Source organism: Desulforhopalus sp. IMCC35007, from assembly GCF_005116575.1.
Lineage (GTDB): Bacteria > Desulfobacterota > Desulfobulbia > Desulfobulbales > Desulfocapsaceae > Desulforhopalus_A.
The window spans coordinates 114,591-134,924 of the sequence record NZ_SWCN01000002.1; the positions used below are offsets into that span (position 1 = coordinate 114,591).

Here is a 20,334-nt window from a genome sequence, read left to right on the forward strand (position 1 = left end):
GTAAATAACCCGTCTAATGCGCGATGAATTATAGAGTAAATCCTGAATTTAAGGTGGAAGAATTTGATAATGAAATTCTCCTGTATACCGTATCCAATGCCACAGGAATATATCTGAATCAAACCGCTTATCTGGTTTGGAAGATGTGTGAAAGTGGTACTTCAATAGAAGAAATTATCACATTTCTCGAAAAAGAATATCCGGAGCAGAGAAATGAGATTCGAAAAGATGTCCTTACAGCCGTAACCTCCCTTGCTGCAAGTGATGCACTCTTGAAAGACAATGCATAATACAGGGAGTTTTCATGTCGGTTTTGCTGAGCAGAATATCAAAATTAACTGGCAGGGCAGTGATTCACGAGAGCTGATTGAATTCCTTTGTGGTGATCTTCCAAATAACACGTCGAACAATCCACGTTCAGTTTATGATCTTGAGGTAGATTATGCTCACTCAAGGTTTACGCTGGGCTGTGAAGAGAGACGACTATACTGTGGAGATGATTGTTACGAGTTGGCTTACGCCTTGATAAATGAAATAATTTATCAATGTATCGTCGATTTAAAGGATGGGCTGGCCATTCACGCGGGGGCTGTTCATTCGGGACAAGGCGGTATATTACTGCCTGGAAAGAGTGGCTCCGGGAAAAGCACTCTGACCGCGTGGCTGGTGTCCAGAGGATGGAGGTATCTGACGGATGAGCTGGTTTTGTTACAAGGTACAAATCCGAAAATAATTCCTTTTACAAGGCCCGTTTCATTAAAGGCGGGTTCCTTAAAGGTATTGAAATCATTTGTCGATTTTAATAAAGAGAGTGCCGTGGCTGGACCGGGTGGCATCATGCTTGCCCACCGCTTGATGAATCCACACTTTATTCAGGTGACTCCTCCTTTAGCGCTTATCATTTTTCCACAATATGTTGCAGGTTCGATGACGGAAATAACTCGCATAGGCGGTGCATTGGGGTGTGCACAATTGATGGAGTGTTATGTAAATGCCAGGAATTTTAAGGATCACGGCGTAGAACGCCTGGCTGGTATAGCAAGAACCACCCCGATCTATCGCTTAAAGTACAGCAGCTTTGACGTGCTGTATGAAGCCTTGAACAACGCCTTTCCTGAATTTTTCCATGAACGATCACAGAACAACATCCCTTCTTAACCTCTGTGCCAGGGGAGAATCACATTACTTTCAGGAGCAGGAACTGGCCCGGCTGTGTAAAGGTTTTACGCACTGGGATCAACTGCTTTTCACTGCCGAGCATCATGGCATGGCTCCGCTTCTCTATATGCACCTGACCCGGATACAAGCCGATCTTCCGGGTGATTTTATCCGAGGTCTCCGGTTGCTCAAGCTTCGCCATAAGCAGGCAAATTCTCTGTTAATGGGTTGTTTGCAGGAGATCCTGCCTGTGCTTGAATCCAATGGGATTCGCTGTCTTGTTCTCAAAGGGGCAGCTCTTTGCCAGACGGTCTACCCAGACATCGGTTTACGGCCCATGCGAGATATTGATCTTCTCCTTGCAAAAGAGGATGTAGGCCGCGCCCATTCACTGTTGGTGACCACTGGTTTTCATTCCGGCGACGACCCACTTCCAGAAGATTATTATCATCTTCCACCACTATTTAAAAACCGTGAAGGGATGCGAATCTGTGTTGAACTCCACCATGGACTTTTTCCCGATGATCCACCCTATTACCAACAGCTGGACTTTGAGGGGCTCTATCAGAACAGGAAAAGATTTGAGGTTGGTGATACTGAGGCTTTTACCTTGGCCGACGAAGATATGCTGTGGCATCTTTTTCAACATGGCTTCCGGGCACCTCTGACCTATGAACCTTACAGGTTGATTTCGGTTGCCGATATCGTGACTGTAGTGGAAAACAGATTGTCTGAAATCAACTGGGATACGTTAGCCGGACGTTATCCCCGTCTGCTCAATGCTTTACCTCTTTTTCATTACATAACACCCTGGAATAATGATGTGCTGTTGAAAAAATCCTTCAAAACAAAGAGGAGAATCTCGGATGTTGGGGAGCCATACAGCGGATGGCCCCTCTGTACCTTATCTGGAATTGCAAGACCTGAATTTATGAATGTTTTTTTCAAAACTGTATATCCTGGCCAGTGGTGGACGATGCTGTATTATGGTAAGAATACAAGGGTTTTTTCCTTATTCTGGTACAGAATTGTGAGCCATCCCCTTCACCTGCTCCGCTGGGTGAAAATATATATAAGAAAGTCGATGAAGGAAAAAAACGAAGAAGGGAGTAAAGGAAGGTGATAAAGATTCTGTCGATAACAACAGAATCTTTATTTTAGAACAAATACAGCAAACCTATTTGTTGTAGTGAAGTGTTACAGAGGAAGCTGAACTGCCAGGAGCGGCAAACACCGACGCCAGTTTGCCGTTGTACTCTGGAGTGCCGGGGGCAAAATCAGTACCGCAAAAGTAGTAAGCCTGATAATGATTACTGGTGCTACCGTCCGCACCGTGGGTAACTGAGGCGTCTGGTACTACCAGTTCATCTCCACCATCGAAGACAAATTTGATTTCGCCACCATAAGCAGACCCTGTTTTGCTGAGCCAGGTGTAGCGTCTGTCGTCGGGTGATTTGCTGAGACTGAATGTTTCTGTTGTATTGTAAGTACCCGAAGTAACATCTGTTGCATCTATAGCCGTTGTTCCGCTTGTTGTTGCATGGGCTGGAAGTGCAATTTGACCAATTATCGGAGTTGTCCATTTTTCAGGGAGAAGGCTGTAGCCAGCCATGACTCCTGCACCTATAGTCATCTTTTTTAAAACTTTTCTTCGGTCATGCTTTTTCGAAGCATACCCAATGTTGTGCTCATTTGTAGATGGCATGTAGATAGTCCTTGAAATGATTTTTAGGAGCTTGGATTGTTCCCCCCCCCAAGCTTTTACTTCATTCACGAAGCGTCTCTGATTAAACATTTCGACATTGTACGAAACATTTATTCTGTTAATAACCATATTTAAATTTTTTTTTGTTGATATATCAAGGAGAAACGTAAAAAAAGGTGATTTTGTGGTAGAAAGTGACGAAAATTACTGTTGAAAATATAATAAAATCCGAGAGAATGGCATAAATTTAGCACTTTTTAAGTGATAGGTTATCTGTCAATATTCGTTCGAACGATTGAGAGCCCAGCTATTTTGTTACATTTTTTTGTAGTTAGGTTAAACAGGAGAACAGTTTGATCTCATACACCACGAAGATTTTTAGAATGTCTGTTAATTTGAGATAAATTTCAATAATTTCATAAACCTAAACGGTGGAGGACTGACCTGAGGACGATAGTCATAATATTGTTACTTGAGATTATGCACATGTGGATGATCTCCTGCCTTATGGATATGACGATGGACATGGATATGACCTTCTTCACATTTATGGATATGGCCGTGATCAATTTTGTAGAGAGTTGTGGTGGTATGGCTGAGAAAATCCCAGTCGTGGGATATTATCACCTGACGGAGCTCAAGATTTTGTAGAATTTCAATTAAACGGCTGGTGGTTTTTGGGTCAAGGTTATTGGTTGGCTCGTCTAATAGAAGTATTTTGGGACGCATGGCAAGTATGGTGGCCAGTGCCACGAGTTTTTTTTCACCACCGGAGAGTTTGTGGGTGATACGATCTTCAAAGCCTGTCAAGCCAAGATTTTTGAGAGTGTTTTCCGCAATTGCCCGCGCTTCAGCAGGAGCAAAACCGAGATTAAGCGGCCCAAAGGCGACATCTTCGATGACTGTTGGTGAAAAGAGTTGATCATCAGAGCTTTGGAACAGAAAACCGACCTGCCGCCGCAGGTTGTACATGTCGAGTTTCGTGGTTACCGGTTCACCCTGGAAGAACAATTCACCTTCTGTCGGCTTGAGCAGTCCGACCATGAGGTGAAGCAAGGTGGTTTTGCCGCAGCCGTTCGGACCAATTATACCGGCATGTTCATTTTCCACACAAAAAGAGAGATTGTGTAATATCGGACTTTTTGCCTGCGGGTAGGTGTAACTGACATTACGAAGTTCTAGCATGGTCTTCCGTTGTTGTATCTTGTATTTATCTGCAGGCTTTTATCTCAATGCAGGACGGGTGGCACGCGACAGCTATACCTTAAAGCGAATATTGAGAATGTCGCCGTCTGCCACAATATAATCTTTACCCTGTAGGTAGGTTTTTCCGGCTTTTTTCAACTCGGCCTCCCCACCAAACTCCATGAGTTCGGCGTAGCTCATCTGTTCAGCCCTGATAAATCCACGTTGCAGGTCAGAGTGAATGACACCGGCTGCAACCGGGGCGACGGAGTTTTTTTTCACCAGCCATTGTTTCACTTCATCGCTTCCGACGGTAAAAAAGGAGATAAGGCCTAGTGCCTTGAGGCAGAGTCCGGTCATTATAGTAAGAGCGGGTGTTTCGATACCGAGGTCTGCTAAAAACTCCTGCCTTTCTTCCTCTGAGTCTAAAAGAGCAATTTCTGATTCAACCTGGGCGCAGACAAGCATCGCTTCGACCTTCTGTCTCTCGCAAAAGGGGCGTGCATCTGCAAGCAGACTGGTGTCGCCCAGCATGTCCTCAGAAACATTAAATGCGATGATGAGCTCTTTGAGGGTGATGAATGGGTAACTGAGGATAAGATTACGCTCTTCATCTGTGAGGTCTAACAGGCGCAAGGGAAGTTCATTTTCCAGGTGCTCCTGGAACTTTTTCATCAGGACCAGTTCCTTTTCCTGCTTTTCGTCCTTGATCTTTTTGATAGCTTTTTCAAGCCGCTCTATCCTCTTTTCCACAAAGATCTGGTCGTGCATGATCAGTTCGGCATAGACCATTTCTACGTCGCGCATCGGGTCAAGGGAACCTTCAGAATGGTAGATACTGTCATCTTCAAAGGCACGTACAACATGACAGAGACCGTCAACATCGGCGATATCGCTGAAAATATCACCTTTGGCGATATTTTCTTTTTCCATTTTGGGCAACAACATCAAATCGATCCGGGCTCTTGCCTGTTTTGCTGGCTGGTACATGGAAACCAGTTTATCAAAGCGCAGATCCTGGATGTCGGCTGATCCCGGCAGGGCCTTGGGGCTGCCTCCACGGTCCTGGATTTCATTGCCGGTAAGAACCTGAAAGAGAGTTTTTTTTCCGGCCTGGGGAAGACCAATAATTCCAATTTTCATCATCAACCTCGAAAGTGGCTTATGGGGAAACGAAATAGTGGTATCACACGTATAACTTATTCGTTACCGTGTACTGTGGAAGTACCATATGCTGGAGATTAGGTAAAGTGGAGAAAAACGAGAGCTGCCGAGGCCGTGAGGCCCATAAAAAGAAAAACAATATCATTACGGTTCATTCTATGGCTTGTAAGTGGGATGAGATGACCGTTAAAACCCCTCAGGAGCATTGCCTGATGTATGCGTGCACCACGGTTATAACTTTTAACCAGTGTCATTCCAAAGAGATATGCAACGGTTTTGTAGGTGTGGATATTTGTGGCCGGTTGGAAGCAGCGCATCTTTGCCGCACGTGAAAGTCTCAGGTATTCCTGATGGATAACAAAGATATAGCGATAGGAAAAAAGCAGCAGGAAACAGAGCCTGCCCGGAAGGCGTAAACCTTCCAGGGCATGCCCCAGGCTTGCTATGGTGGAGGTTGCAAGCAAAGCTATGATAGTAAGGACAATGGTATTGGTTTTCAGGGTGATCAGGGCGGAAAGGATGATCCCTTCATGGCTGATGGAAAACAGACTTGTCTGATAGACAAGTTCCCCTCCATAGGTCAGAGGCAGTGTAAGCCACAGAAAGAAGATAAAGCTGTTGGCCGCAACGAGTCGTTTGGCAACAAGGGTGACAGGTAAGCGGGCAACTGTGAGGAGGACCAGGCTAACAGCCAGTGCCAGCGCGATTACGGTGAAATTATCGGTAACGGCTATTATCCCTACCAGGAAAAACGCGACGACTATTTTTATTCTTGAATCAATGTGATGAAGCAAAGACGTTCCCTGTGCAAAATCTTCATCCATCATAGTGGCTCTCCCAATGAATAAATGAGTCGTCGCTGAGCAGGAGATACAGAACGGTTATCTCTTTCCAAGTGCTCAATCAGTTTGTTGTTTGGTCAATAGAATGAAAATAGGTCCAGAGAACGGCACCAAGTTCAACGCCTTTTTCTTCACCCTGAGGATTTTTGATGGTGTAATCCGCTTCAGTCAAGGCAGCGAACCCCCACCAACCGGCAAGAGGACAGGTAAAACTGAACACACCGTTTGCATCGGTTTTGACAAGCTGGGTAACATGATAATCTGTGGGCGCTTTATAGGTATTGGCGGGATTGTAGTACTCTACCTCCACCTCAGCATTTGCTGCAGGTATTCCCTTGACCAGAACCTGCCCTGTAAAACTGTTACCTGCATAGTTGCCAAAAGGGCGCAGTAGAGGGATGATTTCTGTTGGCAGTCCTGCAGGAGTGTCCCAGCCCTCATCATCTCCGTATGCTGGAATAATGGTTTTGGTATAGTGAATAATGGAGAGATCTTCGCTGGGCTCCCAATATGGCTGGGGCTCCATGATAAACTGATACACTCCTGGACGTTGAAAGGAAAAGGATGTACTCCAGGCCTTGTGATTGTTGAGCTGTATCTCTTTCAAGGTGCCTGTAAGGTCTTGTTGTTCTCCGTTTACAACGACAAAGAACGTCTTGGGCTTGACCAGCTCCATGGTATGGTTTTCAAAAGGGTGGGCAAAACTCAGGGTTAAGGCTGCCTCCTTGTTTTCCTGGCTGATGATAGGATAATCCGAGATGATCATGCCAAAATGTGCCTGCACAGGTGCACTGACAACAAAGCAAAAAACTAGAGCTAGCGCAAGGTGGTTTAGTTGTGGAAAAACTTTCATTTTCATGGCTCTCCTTATCTCTTTTTTGATTTCATATAGGCAGCAATTCCCGCAAGACCCAGGATATATCCGACACCTCCAAGAATATCCTGAATACCTGGAGACCGTTCTTCATTTTCTGCAAGTTGTCGACGGATGGGAGCAAGCTTTTCTTCGAGCACTCTTTCCATGAGGCGGGTGAGTTGCTCTTCATTGTACGGTGGAGTAGGTAAGGATTGGGGCTCTGGGACGCTGTTTTCAACAGTGCTGATGATTTGTTTTTCAGAGGATGGCTCGCGTTCGAAATGCCAGCTGTTTTTATGGCCGTCACCACTGTTGACGATAATATCCAGGGCCTTGATGGTTGTATCGGAATCAGGAAAAGGGAACTGGAAGAGCCCTTGTGCATCTGTTTCACCATTGAGCAATTCAGAACCAGTATTGCTGTCTATTACAGTGATTGTAGCATGTTGCGCCGGCTTTCCTCCACTGAACTTGGATTCTGTGTGGATAGTGTCCCCCTCATTCCAGGCAAAGATTCTGACTTTATGGGCAAGACAAGGATGCGCTGAGAGGAAGATGGCAAAAACTAAAGCGGTTATTAGTGTTCTTGCTTGCATATCAATCTCCTATGCCGAGAAACTCTGGTTGTACTTTGCTCAAAAACAGGACAGTAAACATAGTGATAATACCTTCTATCACCATAAGTGGCAGATGGGCTGCGATCACCAGTTTGGCAACTCCAAGAAATCCTGTGTCGGTTGTGGCCAAAGCGAGTGCCATGATAAGTGAAGAAAAGAGTATTGAGAAGAAACCGCAGCAGAAGGCGGCAATCTTTCTCTTGTTACCATTATTTTTAATCCATGGACGAAAAATGTAGTAGCAGAACAGTGCGGGCAGGGCCATGGTGCTCGTGTTGACCCCGATGACGGTGAGGCCCCCGTAATGGAAGAATATGGCCTGGAGAAAAAGGGCGGTGAGAATAGCCGGAAAACAGCCCCATCCAAGCACAATTCCCATCAGGCCACCCAGGATGAGATGAACATTCCCAGGTCCGATGGGGACGTGGATGAGAGAGGCGACAAAAAATGTTGCGGTCAGCATGGCCACGGTCATTATCTTATCATAATCAAGACTCTTCAGGCCAACAGCTGTGCCAACTGCGGTAATGGCACCGCCAGTAAACAGTACAGGGGAGCTAAGTACACCTTCAGAGATATGCATAATTATCCAGTTCTGTTATGATAAGAATTAATGTAACACGATTTACATGTTTGTGTTACCTTACCGTGATCCAAACGGCGTGTCAATGCACTTGTAACACTTTTTTTTATAAAGTATTACGGGTGGGGTGTGGTAATAGCGTATGGAAATATAATGAATAAAAACGATAAGATGATTGATGTTCACCCCATTGGGCTCATTCACTCCTGTTTTACTGAAAAATTTGGAATCCCCAGACAACCTGGAATGGTCTCTGCGGCAACCGCCGAGCTTGAGCTGTTTGCCCCCTATAACCGCGAGGAAATGACCCGGGGACTTGAGCAGTTTTCCCATGTGTGGATTCATTTTCTTTTCCATGGATGTGTCGCTGAAGGGTGGAAACATACCGTTCGGCCACCGTGGCTCGGTGGAAAAAAAAGGATCGGGGTATTTGCCACTAGAAGCCCCCACAGACCCAATCATCTTGGACTCTCAGTCGTACGGCTCGAAGGTGTTGTGAAAGGAAAACAGGGATGTTTTCTTCGCCTCTCCGGGGTAGACCTTCTTGATCAGACCCCTGTGATCGATATCAAACCATATGTGCCTTACAGTGACAGTATTGTTACAGCTGAGTGCGGTTATGCAAAAGGGGAGGTACCGGAAGTGGTTGTAACTTTCTCTTCCCAGGCCCTTGATTTCTGCAAGACTTATGAGAAGGAAACGGCGAGAAATATCCGTATCCTCATTGAACAGATGATTCGTCAGGACCCGCGCCCTGCGACACAGAAAAACGGCAAAGCACAATTTGGAATGCTACTTTGGGATGTGAATATTCGCTGGTCTGTTGTTGATTGCAGTTATTTGGTGGAGAGCTGTGAGAAAATCAAATCAAAATAGAGTTATGGTTTGATGAAACCATCGAGAATACAGTGGACTCTTTTATCAATGACGTAGGTCTGGGTTTTTATATCGTAGTTCAGCCGTCCCCCGTTAATGATGGCGCCTTCCGCTACCAGACGCGTTGGGCCAGGGCAATGAACGGTTCGTTTTTCGTTGTCGTAATGGAGAAGATCTGTATATAAAAACTGTTTCTCCTGAGTTTTGTTGACAACAACGTCATTGATGAGAGTGAGTAATTTTGTAACGGTGTTGTACTCACCATTTTTGGCAACAATTTTTGTTATATTTCCCGCCTCATCAAAGATATCTGCATCCACGTTATCCATGAACAGGAGGTCAGGAACATCGCCTGTTCTGGCCTTGTCTGCGACAATAAATGCAGTTTTTTTACCGTTTTGATTTTGAGTAATTTTGACTTTATCAAGGGTAAAGTTTTGTGCGTTTTTCGGCGGTGGATGTTTAATATCGGGGTCAAAACCACCCCTTGGTGTGAGAAAATTACCTACGGGGATGGACCAGAGAGGGTAGGTGATGATGAAAAAAAGTGGAATGATCCAGATAATGTTGCGGTTAAGTTTCATCTGCTCTTATAGGATTGCAGGAGTTGCCCGGTGAGACCTTTCGCATTAAGAATAAGGTTACAAGCATCACGAACGGCACCGTGACCGCCTTGCCGTTCTGTGATAAAATGGGCTACCTCTTTTACCTCGGGTACCCCATTGGCAGGAGTTAAAGCAAGACCCACCTGTACCAGCAGGACAAGATCGAGCCAGTCATCCCCCATATAGGCAATCTCATAGGGTTTAAAGCCGGAACTTTTCATGATCTCTTTGAATGCCTCGTTTTTATTACCCATGCCCTGGTAAACGTAGGTCATTTTCAATTCTCTTGCTCTTCTTGCCACAACTTCGGATTTACGGGCAGTAATGATTCCGACATCAATACCAGCATCCAGAAGAAGGCGAAGACCAAAACCATCCTGAGTGTTGAAAGCCTTGCTTTCAGCAGTACTGTCGGTGTAGAGGAGGGTTCCATCGGTGAGTACCCCATCCACATCAAGGAGCAGGAGTCGGATCTCTTTTGCTTTAGCCAGCGCACGCTGGTAGTCGGGGCTTTTTTCCATAATCTGTTTTTCCCTGACCCTTGTCCGGTATCCTTCCAGAACCTGACAGTCAGAAGGATAACCTTCCGGGGAGTCGGAACAGTTTCCAGGCATTACGAACAGGTGGCCTCACGGATGCGAACTAGCCGCTGCAGGAGTGCTTCGACCTCATCTAAGGGAATAGAATTTGGGCCATCACAAAGGGCCTTGTCGGGGTTTGGGTGGATTTCCATAAAAAGACCATCAATGCCAACGGCTACAGCGGCCCTGGTCAGTGGTGCAATAAATTCACGTTGACCGCTGGACGCGCCGCCAGCCCCACCTGGAAGTTGTACCGAGTGGGTGGCATCAAAGATCACCGGACAGCCAAGAGAACGCATAACCGGCAACGAGCGCATATCAACAACCAGGTTGTTATAACCAAAGCAGGCACCACGTTCAACCAGCATGGTCTTTGTACTCCCTGCAGCGCGTAGTTTGTTCACCGCATTTTTCATATCCCAGGGTGAGACAAACTGCCCTTTTTTCACGTTCACGGGTTTGCCCGTCTCTGCTGCTGCTACCAGCAGGTCGGTTTGACGACAGAGAAATGCAGGAATCTGGATAATGTCAAGAACCTCAGCTGCTGCAGGTACCTGGCTGATGTCGTGGACGTCAGAGATGACGGGTACCCCAAGATCTTTACGAATTCTTGCAAGGGTTGCCAGACCATCCTTCAGTCCAGGCCCCCGGTAGGAGCTGAGAGAGGTTCTGTTGGCTTTATCAAAAGATGCCTTGAAAACATAAGAGATTCCCAGTCTTGCACAGATCTCTATCATTTTCCCGGCAACAGTGCGGGCCAGCTCTTCCGACTCAAGCGCACAGGGGCCGCCAATGAGAAGCAGCGGTTGGTCTGTTCCAACGGTAATTGGTGGACCGGCAGGCGTATCTATGTTGACTGCAATATTTGTCATGAGCGTCTATCTCTCTTTGTGTTTCAGAGCTGCACTGATGAAGTCTCGAAAAAGAGGATGTGGCTTCATTGGCTTGGATTTGAACTCAGGATGGAATTGACAACCCAAAAACCATGGGTGATCTTCAATCTCTATAATTTCGACCAGGTTATTGTCTGGAGATGTTCCGGAAATAACCAGGCCTTTTTCTTCCAGTCGTTGACGATAGTCGTTGTTGAATTCAAAGCGATGGCGATGTCTCTCACTGATCTCATCTGCCTGATAGGCCTTGTACGCGTTGGTACCTTCTTTGAGGAGACATGGATAGGCTCCAAGGCGCAGGGTTCCGCCTAAATCAGAATCTTGGTCACGATGCTGTATTTCCTGTGTTCGGTAATCGTACCACTCTTTAATGAGATAGATGACAGGATCCGGTGTCTTTTCATCCATTTCAATGGAGTTGGCTTTGGCAAGACCCAGCATATCCCGGGTGAATTCAACCACGGCAAGCTGCATACCAAGACAAATACCAAAAAAAGGAATTTTGTTGAGACGGGCATAGTTGATGGCTTTAATTTTTCCTTCCACGCCCCGTACACCAAAACCACCCGGCACAAGAATTCCATCACAGGAATCGAGAAGATTTGCAACATTTTTGGACTCAAGGTCCTCAGCACTGATATAGGTAAGATTAACCTTGGTGCCATTGGCAAGCCCTCCATGAACCAGGGCTTCATGCAGGCTTTTATAGGATTCGGTCAGATCGACATATTTTCCAGTAATGGCGATGGTGACTTCATTTTTAGGGTTCTGGATATTGTGAACCAGTTTTTCCCACTGGGTAATGTTTGGTTGCCCCGTCCATATGTTGAGTAGTTCGAGGATCTTTGTGTCTAAACCTTCTTTGTGCAGGTGCAGGGGGAGTTCGTAAATCGTGTCGACATCGATCGCGGTAATGACGGCATCTTTTGGAACGTTACAAAAAAGAGCGATCTTATCTTTTAAAGAGCTTTCAAGAGGGACTTCGGTACGACAAACTAAAATATCAGGTTGAATACCATCTGCCCGCAGTTCTCTTACGGAGTGCTGGGTTGGTTTGGTTTTTACTTCACCCGCAGTTTTAATATATGGTACCAGGGTGAGGTGAATAAAAAGAGTGTACTCACGGCCGAGGTCACCCCGAAGTTGGCGAATGGCTTCAATAAAAGGAAGTCCTTCAATATCACCGACGGTTCCACCTATTTCAATTATCGCGACATCGACTGTTCCGTCAAGCTGTCTGACGGCTGCCTTTATTTCATCGGTGATATGGGGGATAACCTGGACTGTACCGCCAAGATATTCTCCCCGTCGTTCCTTTTGAATGACGGAATAGTATATTCGTCCGGAGGTGTAGTTGTTTTTTTGGGCCATGACCGCATTGGTGTAGCGCTCGTAGTGACCCATATCCAGATCGGTTTCAGCACCGTCGTCTGTGACGTATACTTCACCATGCTGGAAGGGATTCATGGTACCAGGATCAACGTTGATATAAGGGTCCAGTTTCTGGAAGGTTACAGTGAGACCTCTACTTTCAAGAAGAGCTCCAATCGCTGCAGAAGCCAGGCCTTTCCCCAGTGAGGAGAGAACGCCACCTGTTACAAAAATAAACTTGGTTCGTTTGGTGTTATTTGTCTTTTTCATGGTGGGCACTATAGCAATGGTCCATGGAATTTGAAATAGAAAATATACTTCCAGAGGGAAAAAAATAACGGTAGCATAACACTTAAGCAGAGTAACTAGTGGCTTGCTTGGATGCTCTTGATAAAAAAGAATCCCATGCCTATCTTGTGAGTTGTGCAGATGAAATTTAACGGAGGAAAATTATGCAATACCTGATACTGCTGACCCTGGCATCCGTGTTATGCCTTTATGCTGTAGCCGTTGGCGAAAAGAATCCTGTTCAGTATAAAACCGCTGTATTTGGTGGTGGATGTTTCTGGTGTATGGAACCACCATTTGAGGCCCTTGAAGGTGTTATTGATGTAAAGGCGGGCTATAGCGGTGGAGAAGAAAAAAATCCAAGCTATGAGCAGGTATCCAGTGGCAGCACCTCTCATATTGAATCGGTTCAGGTGACATATGACCCGAAAAAGATATCCTATTCACAGTTGTTGGACACCTTTTGGCGTTATATTGACCCGACAGACCCTGGCGGTCAGTTTGCCGATCGCGGAAATCACTATAAAACTGCAATTTTTTACGGAGATGATGAGGAAAAACAAGCTGCAAACGAGTCAAAAAAAGCACTTGGAGCCTCTGGGATATTCAGTCGACCCATTGTAACTGCGATTCTTCCATTAATGCCCTTTTACCCTGCTGAAGAGTATCATCAGGATTACTATAAGAAAAACAGTGTGCATTATGAAGCGTACAAGGTTGGCTCGGGTCGGGCCGGTTTTCTGGAGAATACCTGGAAGGATAAGGCCAATATAAAAAAATATACCAAACCTTCGGATGAGGAGTTGAAGGCAAAGCTGAGTCAGATTCAGTACGATGTAACACAAAAAGATGAGACAGAACGCCCTTTTGACAACGAATTCTGGAACAATAAAAAAGATGGTATCTATGTTGACGTCGTTTCCGGGGAGCCCCTCTTTAGTTCCAGAGACAAGTTTGACTCGGGTACCGGGTGGCCAAGTTTTACCAAACCTCTGGTGGCGGAAAACATTGTAGAAAAAAAAGATGTGAAGTTTCTCATGGTCAGAACAGAGGCGAGGAGTGCAGGCGGTGATTCCCATCTGGGTCATATCTTCGATGATGGTCCGGCACCAACCGGCCTTCGGTACTGTATCAACTCAGCCTCTTTGAGATTTATTCCGCTTGAAGAGCTGGAAAAAGAAGGTTACGGGGAGTTCAAGGCTCTCTTTGAATAAAGGCCACCTTGAAAGATTGCCAATTTGCCCAAATTCATCGGTGTTCTCAGAATTTTATCCTCGGAATATCAATTATATGCCTGTGGTAAAATTCCTCAAACAACTCGAGTTTGAACAAATATTCTTATTTTTCAAGGTACCCTTAAGAGAATTTTCTGAACTTTGATAAATGTGACTAAAAAAAACGGCCTCTGGAAGCAACTTTTCCGGGGGCCGTTTTTCTCTGCAGGCTTATTTGCCGTTGAGGATATCTTCAATACGTTTGTGGTCAACCTCGGTTTCAAAGATGGTTTCCAGGAGTTGAGCAACCTTGGGACCCTCTTCTTCACTGAGGAGAAAACCGGGCAGAGGTTTTGCCGTGAGGGTACACATGCGTGCCTGGATTATCAGGGTTTGATTGAATCGATCCGCTATTTCCCGGTATTCACCTATGTCCAGGAGAGCCAAAAGCACATCAAACATATTTCCCCAGTACTCCTTTTGCCCTAAGTGTTCGATGACCTGGGTTACAGCAGTTGAGGCCTCAAGGTGGAGGTCGGATACCTGGGCTGGATTTCCGGGACTGCAGGTAACATCTGAGACAAAAAGCCTGCAGCTGAAAGGGCGGACAGGGTAGATGGTGCAGAGATTATTTTCTAAAAATGGGCAGCCTCCGTTGTCGCTCTGGATCTCGGGATCAAGATCCCGACCATCCAGGCAGGCCTTGGCAAAGTCGTTTGTGGTGTACTTGGGCCGGCTGAAATCCGTTGATTGCAGGAGTGCGGTTGCAAATTTGTCCACCATTTTCTTGGTGATGACATAACGGAGGATATCTTCCCCTTCCAGGGCGGTGATCGTCACATTTTGGGTGCAACAGGTACTGCAGCCTTTGCAACAGGCCAAATGTGGGTTTGACTTTGAACTCCAGTCTTCAAAGATTGTGTAGATGCTGTGTAAAATTTTATGTTTCATTGCAAGCAGCCTTGTCTGCTGTACATCAGTAAAAATAGGTTAAATGTACCCACCCCGCCCCCCTGACCCCTGTTTGAACGGGGCAGTCTTTCACGGAGCTTAACCAATAAGGGCACTATGGGCAAGATATGCCACAGTAGCATATCTGGAAAATTTACCAAGAAAAACCAGTATGGAAAATCGCAACAGGTTTAAGGTAAAAATACCGGCCAGAAGACAGAGCGCGTCGCCTATAATAGGAAACCAGCTTGCTAAAAGCGACCAGGCACCATACCTTGCATAAAATCTTTTAGCTCGTGCAAGCTGGGTGTCACCTATCCGTAGTATTTTTTCAACTATAAAATCAGAACCATACCTGCCGATGAAAAAGGTTGTGCAGCTCCCCAGGTAATTTCCTATACTCGCAACGATGACCGTTTCCTTTGGAGAAAAACCCTGGGCAATCATTATTACCAACAGCCATTCGGAGCCCATTGGCAGGACTGTTGCTGCAAGAAAGCTGAGAAAAAAAAGAAGAGGCAGGCTGGGGAGCAAACCAAGTGATGAAAGAATATCCATAAAAATTGTACGACTTCACCTTGATAATTGAGGGATGTGATGTGGTGATTTTAGTTTACAGTAAGGACAATAGAAAGATGAGGTCCGGGATTCAACTAGCATAAAAGTGATGGGAAAAGAATTTCGGTTCTGGTATCTGACATATTTAAAAACGTAGTCAGTGCCTTGTTAATAAAAGAAAAATCAGATCAAAATGCCATGATATTTCAAATACAATCTTTATTTCAGCAACGCTTTAAAATTTCTGCGTTTTTAATTTTATTCTTTCTCACGTTCAGTCTTGCCACCAGGGTACAGGCTGCCGACGAATTTAAAAAGTGGATAGTGGATTTTTATCCAGTAGCTAAAGCTGAGGGGGTAACAAAAAAGATCTGGGACCAGGCTTTTGCAGGGGTTAACGAGCCTGACCTTGTGGTTCTTGAAAAAGCGGCCTACCAACCTGAATTCACCACGAAAATCTGGGATTATCTTGATGCCCGGGTTAATACGCTCTCCGCTGCAAAAGGGGAGAAGATGGGGAGATACTACGGTAGAACCCTTCAGGCGGTCTCAGAAAAATTTGGTGTTAGACCATCCGTATTGCTTGCTATATGGTCCATGGAATCGAATTATGGGGATATTTTGCAAAAAACGGATCGTCTCCATTATGTTCCCCGGGCTTTGGCGACTCTTGGGTACGGGGATCCCAAACGGGCTAAGTTCGCCCGCACCCAGCTGGTGGCTGCACTCAGGATACTACAGGCAGGAGATGTGAAAAAGGAACAATTTATGGGGTCATGGGCTGGAGCAATGGGCCACACCCAGTTTATTCCAACGAGCTATCTTGCCTATGGAGTGGATATGGATGGAAATGGCCGCAGGGATATCTGGAATTCAATTCCCGATGCCCTGGCAACCGCTGCCAACCTGCTCAATAAAAATGGCTGGAGAACCGGAAAAACATGGGGGTATGAGGTTGTTGTCCCGGCTGGGAATTATACCTATGAAGGGGAAACGAAACTGCTCAAGGAGTGGCAGAGGCTTGGAATTACTCGTCCTGATGGAAAAGAGTTCGCCTGGCCGGATGACAAGGCGGTTTTGAAATATTTTGCAGGAATTCATGGACCCGCATTTCTGGTGATGAAAAATTTTTATGTCATAAAACGCTATAACAGCTCAGATTCCTATGCCCTTGCCGTTGGCATGCTGGCTGATAAGATTGACGGGTTTTCCGGGATGACCGCCAGGTGGCCCAGACCCGCAGGGTCACTGGTGGTCGATGAAAAAATCGAGTTGCAAAAGCTGCTTTTACAAAAAGGTTACTACTCCGGTGCCATTGATGGCAATCTTGGCACAGGAAGCCGGGAGGCCATCAGTAATTATCAGCGTGACAAAGGTCTTGAAGTAGATGGTGAGCCAAGTGTGGAGCTTTTGCAGCATGTGCGTAAATAGTTGAAGAGTTGAAAGAGCCCATTGTTTTATGACAGGCCAGCAGGGCCTGTTATAAAATTTTTCCCGTTAATCTTGTACTATTGCCGCAAAACTGCCGGAGGTGAGACGACACAGGTCAGCCGGTTTCAATTCAATTTCAAGCCCCCTTTTTCCACCGCTTACAAAGATTGTTTCATGGTTGCCGGCAGAGGCATCGATAATTGTCGGCAATCTTTTTTTCTGTCCGAGCGGACTGACTCCTCCCAGAACGTATCCGGTTGATTTTTCAACCTGCGCCGCATCCGCCATGGCTGCCTTTTTCACTTCTGCCGCCTTGGCAAACAGTTTCATGTTCAGCTGGTTTGAGACAGGAACGACAGCGACGCTTAAGGTCTTATTGTCAAGCTGAACCACCAGTGTCTTAAAAACTCTGGACGCCTCAATGTCGAGGGCCTCGACGGCTTCCAACCCGTATGATGAGTGGTCTGGATTGTGAGAATACTGATGGACGGTAAACGGTATTTTTTGTTTTTTGGCTTCGTTTATTGCAGGTGTCATAGTTCTTTTTCAGTTTTTGTTGAGGGTAACTTGTCGAGCAATTATTTTAGCAATTGCCTGCAAAAAAGCAATTTTTGTATAGGGTTTACTCAACACCTCACTAAAACCAAACTCTTTATAATGAGCGAGCACCGGGTCCTCAGCGTAACCGCTTGAGACGATAAGCTGAGCTTTAGGGTCTATCTCTTTGATGCGAGCAGCGGCTTCCTGGCCACCCATTGCACCTGGTACGGTGAGATCAAGTATTGTCACATCGTATGGGTTGCCTGAAGTTAGTGCCGCCTGGTACTCATAAATTGCCTCTTCACCCCTGACGACTGTGGTTATCTGTGCTCCCGATTTTTCACCCATCTTGCGCGTGAGTTTAAGGATTTCCTTTTCGTCATCCATGATCAGAATACGACAGTTGGTGAGATCATTGAGCACGATGTTTGCCGGTGCACTTTGGGATGCTGTGCTTTTGCGTATGGCAGGCAGGTAGAGGGTAAAAGTTGTTCCCTGTCCCTGGATCGAATCCACCTGGATGTGTCCCTTATGTTTTACCATGATGGAGTAGGTGGATGCCAGACCCAGGCCGCTTCCGGTCTGCTTGGTGGTAAAATATGGATCAAAGATTCTCTGCAGATGTTTTGACTCAATGCCTGTTCCTGAATCGGCGAGCGTAACACACACATAATCTCCAGCCTGAAGAGGAAGAGAAGAGTTCTGGTCCACTGCAACATTATTCAATTTGATCTCGATATGGCCTCCTCCGGGCATTGCCTGTTTGGCATTAAGGAAGAGGTTTGATAAAACCTGGCCAATTTGGCCTTTATCAACATTGGCAAGCCAGAGGTCGGGAGCTGCTTGTATTTCTGGGAGAACATTGCTTCCGGCAAGATCAAAATTGATGGTTTCTTTAACAAGAGTGAGGAGTTGTGTATGTTCCTTGACCGGCTCTCCGCCTTTGGAAAAGGTGAGTAACTGCTGGGTCAGGCGGGTGGCCCGGGTCAGTGAACGACCCGCCCGGTCCAGGTATTCATAGGCTTGATGGTCCTGATCGGTCAGCTCTTTTGCGATTTCTATATTGCCGAATAAACCCATGAGTATGTTGTTGAAATCGTGTGCAATACCACCAGCAAGGGTGCCGATGGATCTGAGCTTATTCATCTTGAGAAGTTCTTCTTCGGCGAGTTTCTGCTGATGTATATCGTTGAAAAAAATGAGATATTTGTCGTTGTTGATAAAGCCTATCTCTATGGAAGAAAAAAGTCGTGAACCGTTTTTATGGATAAATTCAGGGGTAATCTTACTGCTGCCGGATTGTAAAGCCTTGGTTAATTTTTGACTCAGTTCGTCGTGATAGCTGTGGATGAGGAGTTCTTTGAGTTCTTTGTGAAGGAGTTCATCTTCTGTAAAGCCACTGAATTCAGACATTTTCTTATTCACGTGGATGAATTGGTGCCTGAGGTTGAGGACAGCTACCCCAATAGGTGCTTTGGCTATATATTGAGCCAGTTGATGCTCGTTTTCCCGGAGTTTCTGCTGAATCCTATAACGGCTGGTGATATTTCGAAAAACGAGGATAACTCCAAAAATATTGCCTTGTTCATCTTTTATGGGGGCTGCTGAATCGTCAATGATATACTCTGTTCCGTCTGAGGAAAGCAGAGTCGGGTGGTGTGGATGATTTATGGTGTTTGAGGTGGTTACAACCTCGGCAACGGGATTATCCAGCGGCTCTCTGGTCGTGGTGTCAATAATTTTGAAAACTGCTGCCAAGGGCTTATGTAAGGCCTTTTCCATGCTGCAGCCAATAAGACGTTCCGCGACGGGATTCATGCCTGTGATGATACCTTTGGCGTCGGTGGCTATTACTCCATCACCAATGGAATTGAGTGTTGTTATATAATTTTTCCGGCTTTGAAGTATGTCTCTGGTTCGCTGGCGCACATTTTTTTTCAAACTGATATTCCATCCCCAGAAAATAGCAAGCAGGGTGGTTATACAGAGAATGACCCCAAGCAGGGCAGTCAGAAGGGTACGCGAAACAAATCTATTTTCTGAATGCCCCAGCCACTTCTGATAGAGTTGGCGTGTTATCCGGGGGGGGATCTGGTCCACTGCTTTTTCCAGAATTGCCGAGAGGATGGGATCCTGTAGTGAAGCCGCAGCGGAAAGCCGGTTCAGATAGCCGCTTTCTCCTGTAATCTTCAGGTTGCTGATGCCCTGGTTTTCAATGAGAAAGGAGGCGTACATCTGGTTGATGACCATGGCGTCATAGATTCCGGCGGATACCCCCTGTAAGCCTACCCTGTTATCGGCAACCTGGCTTATGTGAAAATCAGGGAATTTTTCTGCGAGAAAATCATTGATGGCGTAATTGGCCACGGTGCAGATTCTTTTACCCTGAAGATCTGTGGTATGTTCTATGGCAGAAGAACGCTGACTGACAATCACGTAGGGTACTTTTATAAATGGGTCTGTAAAACTCAGGTATTGTTGTCTTTCTCTTGTTGGAGCGATACCAACAATAATAAAGTTGTGATGAATTTTGGAATATTCAATGAGCTCATCCCACTCAGCAAAATTATGAAAGATAAAGCTTGTGCCAATATTTTTTTCAATCAGGCTGAGAAAATCTACGAGAAGCCCTTTGTAGGAGCCATCGGTGTCATGGTAGGCGTTGGGCGGGGCCTCATAGCCAAAGAGTACCTCAACCGTGCCAGTATGTGCCGCCAGCCACTGCAATTCTTCCGAGGTAAAAATTTGAGGAGATAGCCTGCCGCAGCCATTCAAGAGGATAAGAAAAAGGCCAAGCAGAACGGGAAAGAAGGATTTTAGAGGTAAAGATTTTGTCAGCATCGTTTCAACCAGAGTGAAAAAACATATCAATGCATTATATATCCCTACCGGTTATTGAAAAAACTAAGGTGGCAG

General features: G+C 45.8%; 21 protein-coding genes. 6 read left to right on the forward strand and 15 right to left on the reverse strand.

Annotated features, from left to right (window positions below; translation table 11 throughout):
* The first annotated feature begins 23 nt into the window (after nucleotides 1-23).
* The 3 genes from FCL48_RS02365 to FCL48_RS02375 are packed head-to-tail and all read left to right on the forward strand — an operon-like array spanning nucleotide 24 to nucleotide 2,281.
* The gene (locus tag FCL48_RS02365) at nucleotides 24-290 is read left to right on the forward strand and encodes a PqqD family protein (protein WP_136870637.1); all 267 of its coding nucleotides are present in this window, start codon (nucleotides 24-26) and stop codon (nucleotides 288-290) included.
* On the forward strand, nucleotides 283-1,158 hold the full coding sequence (locus FCL48_RS02370) for a hypothetical protein (RefSeq protein ID WP_136870638.1): 876 nt from the start codon (nucleotides 283-285) through the stop codon (nucleotides 1,156-1,158). The genes FCL48_RS02365 and FCL48_RS02370 overlap by 8 nt, the downstream gene beginning before the upstream one ends.
* Nucleotides 1,127-2,281, forward strand: a complete 1,155-nt coding sequence (locus FCL48_RS02375; protein ID WP_136870639.1) for a nucleotidyltransferase family protein — start codon at nucleotides 1,127-1,129, stop codon at nucleotides 2,279-2,281. The genes FCL48_RS02370 and FCL48_RS02375 overlap by 32 nt, the downstream gene beginning before the upstream one ends.
* A gap of 54 nt (nucleotides 2,282-2,335) precedes the next feature.
* Here FCL48_RS02375 and FCL48_RS02380 read toward each other — a convergent pair whose 3' ends face one another.
* From FCL48_RS02380 to cbiM, 7 genes are all read right to left on the reverse strand, one after another.
* Nucleotides 2,336-2,863, reverse strand: a complete 528-nt coding sequence (locus FCL48_RS02380; RefSeq protein WP_136870640.1) for a hypothetical protein — start codon at nucleotides 2,861-2,863, stop codon at nucleotides 2,336-2,338.
* A gap of 468 nt (nucleotides 2,864-3,331) precedes the next feature.
* A complete protein-coding gene (locus FCL48_RS02385) occupies nucleotides 3,332-4,048 on the reverse strand; it encodes an energy-coupling factor ABC transporter ATP-binding protein (RefSeq protein WP_136870641.1) in 717 nt (238 codons plus the stop codon).
* Nucleotides 4,049-4,120: 72 nt separating this feature from the next.
* The gene (locus FCL48_RS02390) at nucleotides 4,121-5,194 is read right to left on the reverse strand and encodes a DUF933 domain-containing protein (protein ID WP_240744718.1); all 1,074 of its coding nucleotides are present in this window, start codon (nucleotides 5,192-5,194) and stop codon (nucleotides 4,121-4,123) included.
* A 95-nt stretch (nucleotides 5,195-5,289) separates the two neighbouring features.
* Nucleotides 5,290-6,039: a cobalt ECF transporter T component CbiQ gene (gene cbiQ, locus FCL48_RS02395; protein WP_136870642.1), complete on the reverse strand. Its 750-nt coding sequence runs from the start codon at nucleotides 6,037-6,039 to the stop codon at nucleotides 5,290-5,292.
* Nucleotides 6,040-6,115: 76 nt separating this feature from the next.
* Nucleotides 6,116-6,907 carry a DUF4198 domain-containing protein gene (locus tag FCL48_RS02400; RefSeq protein ID WP_136870844.1) on the reverse strand — a complete coding sequence of 264 codons (792 nt, stop codon included), beginning with the start codon at nucleotides 6,905-6,907 and terminating at the stop codon, nucleotides 6,116-6,118.
* A 14-nt stretch (nucleotides 6,908-6,921) separates the two neighbouring features.
* The gene (locus FCL48_RS02405; protein ID WP_136870643.1) at nucleotides 6,922-7,506 is read right to left on the reverse strand and encodes a DUF4198 domain-containing protein; all 585 of its coding nucleotides are present in this window, start codon (nucleotides 7,504-7,506) and stop codon (nucleotides 6,922-6,924) included.
* Nucleotide 7,507: 1 nt separating this feature from the next.
* Nucleotides 7,508-8,110 (reverse strand): cobalt transporter CbiM, encoded by a 603-nt coding sequence (gene cbiM, locus FCL48_RS02410; protein WP_136870644.1) that lies wholly within the window; start codon nucleotides 8,108-8,110, stop codon nucleotides 7,508-7,510.
* Between the two features lie 153 nt (nucleotides 8,111-8,263).
* Here cbiM and tsaA point away from each other — a divergent pair, with 153 nt between their 5' ends.
* Nucleotides 8,264-8,986: a tRNA (N6-threonylcarbamoyladenosine(37)-N6)-methyltransferase TrmO gene (tsaA, locus tag FCL48_RS02415; protein WP_240744720.1), complete on the forward strand. Its 723-nt coding sequence runs from the start codon at nucleotides 8,264-8,266 to the stop codon at nucleotides 8,984-8,986.
* Nucleotides 8,987-8,988: 2 nt separating this feature from the next.
* Here the strand turns inward: tsaA and lptC are convergent, their stop codons facing one another.
* From lptC to FCL48_RS02435, 4 genes are read right to left on the reverse strand one after another with little or no spacing between them, the layout of a single operon-like run.
* A complete protein-coding gene (gene lptC, locus FCL48_RS02420) occupies nucleotides 8,989-9,570 on the reverse strand; it encodes an LPS export ABC transporter periplasmic protein LptC (RefSeq protein ID WP_136870645.1) in 582 nt (193 codons plus the stop codon).
* A complete protein-coding gene (locus FCL48_RS02425; RefSeq protein ID WP_136870646.1) occupies nucleotides 9,567-10,205 on the reverse strand; it encodes an HAD family hydrolase in 639 nt (212 codons plus the stop codon). Before FCL48_RS02425 ends, lptC begins: the two co-directional genes overlap by 4 nt.
* A complete protein-coding gene (kdsA, locus tag FCL48_RS02430) occupies nucleotides 10,205-11,044 on the reverse strand; it encodes a 3-deoxy-8-phosphooctulonate synthase (protein WP_136870647.1) in 840 nt (279 codons plus the stop codon). Before kdsA ends, FCL48_RS02425 begins: the two co-directional genes overlap by 1 nt.
* A 6-nt stretch (nucleotides 11,045-11,050) precedes the next feature.
* Nucleotides 11,051-12,706, reverse strand: a complete 1,656-nt coding sequence (locus FCL48_RS02435; RefSeq protein WP_136870648.1) for a CTP synthase — start codon at nucleotides 12,704-12,706, stop codon at nucleotides 11,051-11,053.
* Nucleotides 12,707-12,888: 182 nt separating this feature from the next.
* On the opposite strand from FCL48_RS02435, the gene msrB reads away from it, so the two are divergent.
* Entirely contained in the window at nucleotides 12,889-13,938 is a 1,050-nt protein-coding gene (gene msrB, locus FCL48_RS02440; protein ID WP_136870649.1) for a peptide-methionine (R)-S-oxide reductase MsrB, read from the forward strand.
* Between the two features lie 231 nt (nucleotides 13,939-14,169).
* On the opposite strand, the gene FCL48_RS02445 is transcribed toward msrB, so the two are convergent.
* Nucleotides 14,170-14,889: a YkgJ family cysteine cluster protein gene (locus FCL48_RS02445; protein ID WP_136870650.1), complete on the reverse strand. Its 720-nt coding sequence runs from the start codon at nucleotides 14,887-14,889 to the stop codon at nucleotides 14,170-14,172.
* Nucleotides 14,890-14,988: 99 nt separating this feature from the next.
* The gene (locus FCL48_RS02450; RefSeq protein WP_136870651.1) at nucleotides 14,989-15,447 is read right to left on the reverse strand and encodes a YqaA family protein; all 459 of its coding nucleotides are present in this window, start codon (nucleotides 15,445-15,447) and stop codon (nucleotides 14,989-14,991) included.
* A gap of 198 nt (nucleotides 15,448-15,645) precedes the next feature.
* Between FCL48_RS02450 and FCL48_RS02455 the strand changes: the two genes are divergently transcribed.
* Nucleotides 15,646-16,878 carry a lytic murein transglycosylase gene (locus FCL48_RS02455; protein WP_136870652.1) on the forward strand — a complete coding sequence of 411 codons (1,233 nt, stop codon included), beginning with the start codon at nucleotides 15,646-15,648 and terminating at the stop codon, nucleotides 16,876-16,878.
* 66 nt (nucleotides 16,879-16,944) lie between these two features.
* On the opposite strand, the gene ybaK is transcribed toward FCL48_RS02455, so the two are convergent.
* A complete protein-coding gene (gene ybaK, locus FCL48_RS02460) occupies nucleotides 16,945-17,415 on the reverse strand; it encodes a Cys-tRNA(Pro) deacylase (RefSeq protein ID WP_136870653.1) in 471 nt (156 codons plus the stop codon).
* A gap of 9 nt (nucleotides 17,416-17,424) precedes the next feature.
* Nucleotides 17,425-20,259 carry a PAS domain S-box protein gene (locus tag FCL48_RS02465; protein ID WP_136870654.1) on the reverse strand — a complete coding sequence of 945 codons (2,835 nt, stop codon included), beginning with the start codon at nucleotides 20,257-20,259 and terminating at the stop codon, nucleotides 17,425-17,427.
* Nucleotides 20,260-20,334: the final 75 nt, after the last annotated feature.

Bases quoted from the DNA above. Each gene is read 5' to 3' on its own strand.
- cbiM (WP_136870644.1), bottom strand. From the start codon at position 8,110: ATGCATATCTCTGAAGGTGTACTTAGCTCCCCTGTACTGTTTACTGGC.
- FCL48_RS02400 (WP_136870844.1), bottom strand. From the start codon at position 6,907: ATGAAAGTTTTTCCACAACTAAACCACCTTGCGCTAGCTCTAGTTTTT.
- tsaA (WP_240744720.1), top strand. From the start codon at position 8,264: ATGAATAAAAACGATAAGATGATTGATGTTCACCCCATTGGGCTCATT.
- FCL48_RS02450 (WP_136870651.1), bottom strand. From the start codon at position 15,447: ATGGATATTCTTTCATCACTTGGTTTGCTCCCCAGCCTGCCTCTTCTT.
- FCL48_RS02465 (WP_136870654.1), bottom strand. From the start codon at position 20,259: ATGCTGACAAAATCTTTACCTCTAAAATCCTTCTTTCCCGTTCTGCTT.
- FCL48_RS02375 (WP_136870639.1), top strand. From the start codon at position 1,127: ATGAACGATCACAGAACAACATCCCTTCTTAACCTCTGTGCCAGGGGA.
- FCL48_RS02445 (WP_136870650.1), bottom strand. From the start codon at position 14,889: ATGAAACATAAAATTTTACACAGCATCTACACAATCTTTGAAGACTGG.
- cbiQ (WP_136870642.1), bottom strand. From the start codon at position 6,039: ATGATGGATGAAGATTTTGCACAGGGAACGTCTTTGCTTCATCACATT.
- lptC (WP_136870645.1), bottom strand. From the start codon at position 9,570: ATGAAACTTAACCGCAACATTATCTGGATCATTCCACTTTTTTTCATC.
- FCL48_RS02455 (WP_136870652.1), top strand. From the start codon at position 15,646: ATGATATTTCAAATACAATCTTTATTTCAGCAACGCTTTAAAATTTCT.
- msrB (WP_136870649.1), top strand. From the start codon at position 12,889: ATGCAATACCTGATACTGCTGACCCTGGCATCCGTGTTATGCCTTTAT.
- FCL48_RS02390 (WP_240744718.1), bottom strand. From the start codon at position 5,194: ATGATGAAAATTGGAATTATTGGTCTTCCCCAGGCCGGAAAAAAAACT.
- kdsA (WP_136870647.1), bottom strand. From the start codon at position 11,044: ATGACAAATATTGCAGTCAACATAGATACGCCTGCCGGTCCACCAATT.
- FCL48_RS02370 (WP_136870638.1), top strand. From the start codon at position 283: ATGCATAATACAGGGAGTTTTCATGTCGGTTTTGCTGAGCAGAATATC.
- FCL48_RS02435 (WP_136870648.1), bottom strand. From the start codon at position 12,706: ATGAAAAAGACAAATAACACCAAACGAACCAAGTTTATTTTTGTAACA.
- FCL48_RS02380 (WP_136870640.1), bottom strand. From the start codon at position 2,863: ATGCCATCTACAAATGAGCACAACATTGGGTATGCTTCGAAAAAGCAT.
- FCL48_RS02365 (WP_136870637.1), top strand. From the start codon at position 24: ATGAATTATAGAGTAAATCCTGAATTTAAGGTGGAAGAATTTGATAAT.
- FCL48_RS02425 (WP_136870646.1), bottom strand. From the start codon at position 10,205: ATGCCTGGAAACTGTTCCGACTCCCCGGAAGGTTATCCTTCTGACTGT.
- ybaK (WP_136870653.1), bottom strand. From the start codon at position 17,415: ATGACACCTGCAATAAACGAAGCCAAAAAACAAAAAATACCGTTTACC.
- FCL48_RS02405 (WP_136870643.1), bottom strand. From the start codon at position 7,506: ATGCAAGCAAGAACACTAATAACCGCTTTAGTTTTTGCCATCTTCCTC.
- FCL48_RS02385 (WP_136870641.1), bottom strand. From the start codon at position 4,048: ATGCTAGAACTTCGTAATGTCAGTTACACCTACCCGCAGGCAAAAAGT.